The sequence below is a fragment of the Cohnella silvisoli genome (genome assembly GCF_021190915.1).
Lineage (GTDB): Bacteria > Bacillota > Bacilli > Paenibacillales > Paenibacillaceae > Cohnella > Cohnella silvisoli.
Genome location: NZ_JAIOAP010000036.1, coordinates 1 through 3,149, shown reverse-complemented (window position 1 = coordinate 3,149; position 3,149 = coordinate 1). Strand labels below are relative to the sequence as shown.

Genomic DNA, 3,149 nt, shown 5'->3' with positions numbered 1-3,149 from the left:
ACATATAAGAAAGTATAAAATCAGTACCCTATTTCAACATATAAGACTTACATGCCGCTACGCGGCACCACTGATGAATGAAAATATTGTCCATACTGGTTACTGGGGCTGGCGAAGGTAGGTCGTCCTTTCTTGGTGTCTCGAACCCGTCTATAAGACAGACCACAACGACCCGGTGTATCGCAGATTGTTGCTCCTTCGGGAAGCACGCAGGGCAGAATAACCCTTATTTGGTCTTTGCACCAGCCTTAAATAACGACCAGTCGCAAGGAGAAGCAAGTATGGATGTATTAATCGAACGGTGCTGTGGTTTGGATGTTCATAAGAAGAGCATCACTGCATGCATCATCACACCCCAAGGGAAGGAGATTCAAAGCTTTAACACCATGACCCGAAATCTAATCGAACTGATAGATTGGGTCAAGGAGAAACGATGCACCCATGTCGCGATGGAGAGCACCGGAGACTACTGGAAACCAATATACAACTTGCTGGAACTGGAAGAACTGCAACCGATGGTAGTCAATGCACAGCACATCAAAGCGGTACCCGGACGTAAGACGACGGATGTGCAAGATGCAGAATGGATTGCAAAGTTGCTTCGACATGGATTGGTAAGAGGGAGCTTCATCCCGAACCGAGAACAGCGAGAGTTACGGGAGATCATTCGTTACCGTCGAAGCATCATCGAGGAACGCACTCGGGAAGTAAACCGACTTCAAAAGGTGCTTGAGGGCGGGAATATTAAGCTCTCCTCTGTAGCTTCAAATGTACTTGGCGTTTCCGGTCGGAATATGTTAGAAGCGATCATCAACGGTGAGAGTGACACGACAGTGTTAGCTGAGTTTGCTCAAAAGAAACTGAAAGCCAAAAAGGACCAGTTGAAGCTAGCATTGGAAGGGCGGTTAGGTCCACACCAACTACTTATGCTGGAAAAGCAGCTTTCGCACATCGACCAGTTAAATGAATTAATTACAGAGCTAGACGAAGAAATCGAGAAACGAATGATCCCTTTCGCAGAGGACCTGAGGTTAGTGGATACCATCCCCGGTGTCGGCAAACGAACCGCCGAACAAATTTTGGCGGAGATCGGAACGGACATGACAAGGTTTCCAACGCCAGGACATCTATGTTCCTGGGCAGGAATGACCCCAGGCCACAATGAGAGCGCGGGGAAGAAACGATCATCAAAGACGCGCAAGGGGAACAAAAAGCTACGAAGTTCGTTGGTTGAGTCCGCACGGGCGGTAGGACGAAAGAAAAACTCCTATTTGTCAGCGCAATATCATCGCATTGCAGCAAGGCGAGGCAAGAACAGAGCTGCAGTAGCCGTAGGACATACTATCCTTACCATCGTACATGTCTTGTTAACGCGAAGACAAGAATACACGGAACTTGGTTTTGATTATTTTGATCAGCGAAAACGTGAGATCTTGATTAGCAGTTCAATCAAGAGATTAGAGTCTCTTGGTCTTGCGGTGAGTATCGCAGAACAACCAGCGTAACCGTTTTTAATTAACGAATAACCGGGGTTTGTTTTCGTATGCCCGAGATCGGCGTTCTAACGGAACTTTATTTTCAGGACAGAAAGTATAAAATCAGTACCCTATTTCAGAAAATTTGTTAAGGTAAGAAAATGGAGAACAACGTACTGAAGCGGATATTTCAAGAAAACTGGGAATGGTTTTCTGTGAGGCATAAGAAGCGGATTCGACCTGCGGTAGAGAAAGAAGTGAAGAAGTTTCTGGGCTGCGGGAATCCTAAGAATGGGTTCAAGCTTCTGGTATGCGAAGGCTGCCACGATATACGAAGAGTTCCGTATCGGTGCAAAGGACGATTTTGCACCACATGTTCATGCGGGGAGACGGAAGAGTGGAGCCGTATGATGGCAGAAGATGTGTTTCAGGTCAATCACCGTCATATGATCTTTACAATCGATGAAGGACTACGCGACATTTTCCTGAGACATCGAGAGATGCTGAAGGATTTCATGGATGAAGCGGTAAGAGTGGTGCAAGAGCATTTTGAGAAAAAGCATAAAGTGACACCAGGAGTCATAGCGGGCTTACATACGTTTGGATCGAGGTTAAACTTTAATCCCCATGTGCACATGCTGGTCACGATGGGAGGGATGACGGCAAACGGGGAGTGGAAAACCTATGACTACATTCCGTTTCAGAAGCTGCGAAAAGTGTGGCAGACCGTGGTACTAAAGTTGATCCGCAGATCACTGACGGAAGAAGAGAAGCGGAAGGTACAGCCGTTGTTGCAGAAGGCCTACTTGCAAAATGAGGAAGGCTTCTATGTGCATGCGCCAAAACAAAGTGGAAATGTGAAAGCGCAGCTTGGCTATATAGGCAGGTATATACGCAGACCGGCGATAGCGGTAGAGCGGATTGTATCTTACGACGGGGAACAGGTCGTATTTCGGTACCACGATAAAACGGATAATACGGAAAAAGAAGAGCAGGTAACCGTGGAGGAATTTATCTCACGGCTTATTCGTCATATTCCGGATGAGCAGTTCAAGATGATTCGGCACTATGGGGTGTATGCGAGGCGTGCGAAAAAGATCTGCAAGGAGAAGGTAAAGGCATGGCAAGCAACAGTGAAGCGAACGTTGGTGAGAGTGAAGCAACTAGTTAGACGAAAATGGAGAGAGCGGATACAAGCGAATACGGGAAAAGACCCGATGGTCTGTCTGAAATGTGAGTGTTACTATGAGTACAAGGGAGAAGTCTGCCTGGAGGAAGGGCAATTACGTGTGAAGTATGCCTCCTGTCTGACAACCAAAGCCACACTAGAGAGGATGATTCGAGATCTCACCGGTGTCGAAGAAACGAAAAGTCGTAAAGAAGAAAAAGAAGTCGTCGGTGAGCGCGAGTCGCCGAATGATGGACAACCAACACGTCAATTATGTTTGTTTGGAATGTGAGGAAGAAGAGTTAATCCCGCTTGGGGTGGTGCAGGACTTCGACCGTATGGATGGTGGTGATCCAAGTGTGCCGCCTAAATTTGCATGCGAGCATTGTGGGGGAGAAATGTACCCTGAGCATTACATAGGCGTACATGGCTACGAATACAAAGTCTCAAATATCCTCCAAACCCAAAAAGACCGTCAGGGAGATATACCCTGACGGTTTTTCTTA

At 46.9% G+C, this 3,149-nt stretch carries 2 protein-coding genes; both read left to right on the top strand.

Annotated features, from left to right (window positions below):
* Window positions 1-281: 281 nt before the first annotated feature.
* On the top strand, window positions 282-1,505 hold the full coding sequence (locus K7P76_RS32945; RefSeq protein ID WP_232190339.1) for an IS110 family RNA-guided transposase: 1,224 nt from the start codon (window positions 282-284) through the stop codon (window positions 1,503-1,505).
* A 131-nt stretch (window positions 1,506-1,636) separates the two neighbouring features.
* Window positions 1,637-2,935 carry an IS91 family transposase gene (locus K7P76_RS32940; RefSeq protein ID WP_232190338.1) on the top strand — a complete coding sequence of 433 codons (1,299 nt, stop codon included), beginning with the start codon at window positions 1,637-1,639 and terminating at the stop codon, window positions 2,933-2,935.
* Window positions 2,936-3,149: the final 214 nt, after the last annotated feature.

What these genes read in the sequence shown, in the direction of transcription:
- K7P76_RS32940 (WP_232190338.1), top strand. Translation starts at nt 1,637, where the DNA reads ATGGAGAACAACGTACTGAAGCGGATATTTCAAGAAAACTGGGAATGG.
- K7P76_RS32945 (WP_232190339.1), top strand. Translation starts at nt 282, where the DNA reads ATGGATGTATTAATCGAACGGTGCTGTGGTTTGGATGTTCATAAGAAG.